The sequence below is a fragment of the Bartonella sp. AP57NXGY genome (genome assembly GCF_042195805.1).
In the GTDB taxonomy this organism is placed as follows: Bacteria; Pseudomonadota; Alphaproteobacteria; order Rhizobiales; family Rhizobiaceae; genus Bartonella.
Window position 1 is genome coordinate 49,313 of the sequence record NZ_JBHIOZ010000001.1, and the last position, 4,318, is coordinate 53,630.

At 37.7% G+C, this 4,318-nt stretch carries 4 protein-coding genes; 2 read left to right on the plus strand and 2 right to left on the minus strand.

The features are described from left to right. Both ACFIL8_RS00215 and ettA read right to left on the minus strand, forming a co-directional pair. A partial coding sequence (locus tag ACFIL8_RS00215) for an ArsR/SmtB family transcription factor (RefSeq protein ID WP_375688717.1) occupies nucleotides 1-862 on the minus strand: 862 nt, incomplete at its 3' end. A 666-nt stretch (nucleotides 863-1,528) separates the two neighbouring features. After that, nucleotides 1,529-3,178, minus strand: coding sequence for an energy-dependent translational throttle protein EttA (ettA, locus tag ACFIL8_RS00220; RefSeq protein ID WP_375613359.1), 1,650 nt, complete (start codon nucleotides 3,176-3,178; stop codon nucleotides 1,529-1,531). Nucleotides 3,179-3,340: 162 nt separating this feature from the next. Here ettA and ACFIL8_RS00225 point away from each other — a divergent pair, with 162 nt between their 5' ends. Together ACFIL8_RS00225 and ACFIL8_RS00230 are read left to right on the plus strand one after the other, a co-directional pair. Further along, nucleotides 3,341-3,877 carry a hypothetical protein gene (locus tag ACFIL8_RS00225; protein ID WP_375651021.1) on the plus strand — a complete coding sequence of 179 codons (537 nt, stop codon included), beginning with the start codon at nucleotides 3,341-3,343 and terminating at the stop codon, nucleotides 3,875-3,877. A 46-nt stretch (nucleotides 3,878-3,923) separates the two neighbouring features. Further along, nucleotides 3,924-4,318, plus strand: a 395-nt coding sequence (locus ACFIL8_RS00230; RefSeq protein WP_375688719.1) for an isochorismatase family protein, incomplete at its 3' end; no start/stop codon positions are given.

Genomic DNA, 4,318 nt, shown 5'->3' on the forward strand with positions numbered 1-4,318 from the left:
TCCCCTCCTCACTGTTTTCATTTTGTATAGGAGTAAGACAAACCGTTTGTTCTAGAACAAGTCCCGCATTTTTAAGCCATTGTTCTATTTGTAAAGCCGAAAATCCAAAACGCATATGCACTTGATCAGAATATGAAGACTCAATTTCATGATAACCAAAATCCACAATCAATAAACGGCCATGAGGACGCAAAACACTTGATATCTCATGAAGGAATATTTCAGGATTTTCAAGAAAATGTAAAACCCAATGAAGAATAACTAAATCAAAAGTTGTATCTCCAACAGACAAGTGAAAAACATTGCTATCAAGCACAACTTGAACCGCATGCGTATAAAGATTAGAAAACAATTTTAAGATAGAGTCTCCACCTCTTCCAATATTCAACATCGTCTGAAATGGTTTATCGCCAATGATTTCAAGTAACGAGTTTTCTACACCATGATCTGCCATATAGGATGACCGTAATACATCCCGTTGCAACGCATTTTGTAAGAAATGCTTCTTCCTCGTTTTTTGACGCTGCTTTTTAACATCCTTCAAACGTTCTAAATCATGCGCTAACAACACATCATCCTTTGGCAAAGCCGAAAGAATACCTATCACAATGTCTTTACCCCAAAAATCATGACAAAGCTTAAAATAAAGGCTATCCCCCTTCTGATAACGCTCAATCAATCGTGCTTCGTACAATAAACGTAAATATCGTGATATACACGCTTGCGACTGATCAAGAATAAAAATAAAATCAGGAATTGTTAAATCTTCATGATGTAAGAGCCTAAGAACACGTAAATGGCTTACTTCTGCGACCGCTTTCAGCAGCACAATCATTGCATCTAAACTTGCACTTTTTTTCATAATTATCCCCTAAACATTCCTATAAACATTTGTTTATAGGAAAAAAAGTCAAGCATACAACGCATATTCTCATCTATTTTGTTCTCTCTATTTTATCATACTATGAAAAAAATAGGCTAATGTAAAAAACGAACAGATCTTATCTCCCTGCTTCTCGTTATAATGAGAATACATTGATTTATAATAATAATTCATTTTTAACTTGAATAAAAAACCGGAATACCGTAGATTTTTCTCATTTCAAATCTATTCATGATAAATCAATCCAAATCATTCTCTTACAGCTCATAAACGGAGGGGACAGATGGATAAAAATACCTTTTATGCCCACCTCAAAACAAAAACTGCATACTATTGAGAAAAAATAACATGATAATGCCAGCTTGCATTTTTATTAAGTAAAGATGATAATGCTCAATGACCAAGGCATTTGTAGAAGTAATACTATACGCTCCATCCCCTCCTTTTCATTGCAGTTTTACAAAAAATAACCGGTTATATATCATGAGTAAAATAACCCTATTTAGGTCATAATTTCATAAAGTGTCTCTTACTCTTTTCAATGAATAAAAACTCCCACAGAGTACACACACACTTTATTTATGAAATAACAAACGCAATAAAATACACTATTATTCTAACAAAGTTGCGATAAGATAAAAAATTCTAGCGTGTAAGAGGTTTATAATTTGCATGCTTAGGATTAAGAGATTCCGCCCCAAGACGACGAACTTTATCAGCCTCATATTCAGCAAAATTACCTTCAAACCATTCTACATGACCATCACCTTCAAAGGCTAAAATATGTGTTGCCAATCGATCAAGAAACATACGATCATGCGATATGATAACTGCACAACCAGCGAAATTTTCCAATGCATCTTCCAATGCACCCAATGTTTCAGTATCAAGATCATTTGTCGGTTCATCAAGAAGAAGCACATTTCCCCCCTCTTTTAGAAGTTTCGCCAAATGTACGCGATTGCGCTGCCCTCCTGATAAATTTGCCACCTTCTGCTGCTGATCTGCCCCCTTGAAATTAAAAGCCCCGCAATAAGCGCGGCTATTCATCTCATATTTGCCTAATTTAATAATGTCATTTCCACCAGAAATTTCCTCCCAAACAGTTTTATCCCCCACCAAGGAATCGCGACTCTGATCCACATAACTCATGTGAACTGTTTCACCGATACGTATCTGACCTGAATCGGGCTTTTCCTGTCCCGTCAACATTTTAAACAAGGTCGACTTTCCCATACCATTGGCCCCAATAACGCCGACAATGCCACCAGCAGGAAGTTTAAAAGAAAGAGAATCAATCAATACACGTTCACCATAAGCTTTAGAGAGATTATCAACCTCAATAACAACTTGTCCTAACCTTTCTCCAATAGGAATAATGATTTGCGCCTCTCCAGGACGGCGCTCACGTGCTGCTTGAACCAACTCATCATAAGCCTTAATCCGAGCTTTTGACTTTGCTTGTCGCCCTTTTGGACTAGAAGCGATCCATTCTTGCTCACGTGATAAAGCACGTTGACGCGCTGCCTCTTCACGGCCTTCCTGAGCCAAACGCTTGGCTTTAGCCCCCAAATAAGCAGAATAGTTCCCCTCATAAGGAATACCTCTACCGCGATCTAATTCTAAAATCCAACCCGTTACATTGTCGAGAAAATAACGATCATGGGTTATCAAAAGCACAGCCCCAGGATATTCACGTAGGTGCCTCTCAAGCCAAGCCGTCGTTTCAGCATCTAAATGGTTTGTCGGTTCATCCAAAAGTAATAAATCAGGTTTTGACAAAAGCAATTTACAAAGTGCAACACGCCGCTTCTCACCACCCGAAAGTTTTGTTACATCCCCATCGGCTGGCGGACAGCCAAGAGCAGCCATAGCCATTTCCACTTGACTTTCTAAATCCCAAAGATTCTGACTGTCAATAATGTCCTGAAGCTGTGCACTTTCATCAGCCGTTTCCTCGCTATAATTCATCATCAATTCGTTATAACGCTCAAGAATTTCCTGTTTATCTGCAACACCTTCCATCACATTACCACGCACATCTTTGCTCGCATCAAGCAAAGGTTCTTGTGGTAGATAACCACAGCGTGCTCCTTCAGAAATCCATGCTTCTCCCGTATATTCTTTATCTAGCCCAGCCATAATACGTAAAATAGTTGACTTCCCTGCACCATTCGGCCCTAAAATACCGATCTTCGCATCTGGATAAAAAGACAAATGAATATTTTCTAGAACTTTTTTATTGCCGTAAGACTTGTTAAGCCCAGCCATATGATAGATAAATTGACGTGCCATAAATTTCTCTTTATATTATGCGATATTAAAGATTAGGATTTTGAAAAAAACTGCTTTTGCTTTTTGAAACAGTACAGTAAATAGCACTTACATCGTATCAAAAGCTTTTCGCTTTATATTGGTACATTTTTTCTAATCTCACAAGCCCCAGTATGGTCCTGAATGCAAAAAAACATCCCCCTAAAGAGCAAAAAGCAAATCTTTTTAGCTGTCCCTGAAACCTGTTATCAAACCTTGCCTCTCTTTTCCATACCAGATATAACATTGTATTTTTATCGTATTAAACCGACTTATCAATGTAATATGATACCACAAAGAAAAGCAATTCTCTATGCGCCTTCTTTTCTCGCTTTATGGGCTTTATATTACGCAGTAAAAAATCCTTCTCTTTTTTCATCGATTTTTTGCTACGGAAAGCAATGGACTTCACCCCTTGCCTTGATATGGCTTAAATTACGTTTACAAAACGACCGCCGCCTTATGGGATCTGACGTCCCAAGCCCAATGATCATGAAAGCTTTGCATCAACACGTAGCAACAAATGAATACAGTGCCCTTCCCATTGGTACGTGGTTACAATTCGTAAAAAACTATAAAGCCAATTGTAAAAACTTATCCATCCCCCTCTTTTGGCTTGATAATTATAAAAATAATATCAATATCCAGCACATCATTTCAAAACTTCAAGACGACATATAGCTTTTTAAAAATACGATAAAAGCTCATCTCGTATAGGAATATATTTATGGAAAAAAAAGCCTTAATCGTCATTGATGTTCAAAATGACTTCTTACTAGGTGGAGCACTTGCCGTACCTCAAGGTGATGCTATTTTACCCGCCGTCAATAATCTCATAAATCATTTTGACCACGTTATCTTAACCCAAGACTGGCATCCCAAAAACCATTGCAGCTTTGCTTCCTGCTATCCTGAAAAAAAGCCCTATGATACAGTCATTCTTGACTATGGTCCTCAAATACTTTGGCCTGATCATTGCATACGAGGAACACAAGGAGCAGAATTCCATCCATCTCTTAGAGTAGAAAAGGCACAACTTATCCTTAGAAAAGGCTATAATCAAAAAATGGATAGCTATTCTGCTTTTCTTGAAAATGATCAAAAAACACCAACAGGTTTACA

What these genes read in the sequence shown, in the direction of transcription:
- ettA (WP_375613359.1), bottom strand. Translation starts at nt 3,178, where the DNA reads ATGGCACGTCAATTTATCTATCATATGGCTGGGCTTAACAAGTCTTAC.
- ACFIL8_RS00225 (WP_375651021.1), top strand. Translation starts at nt 3,341, where the DNA reads ATGCAAAAAAACATCCCCCTAAAGAGCAAAAAGCAAATCTTTTTAGCT.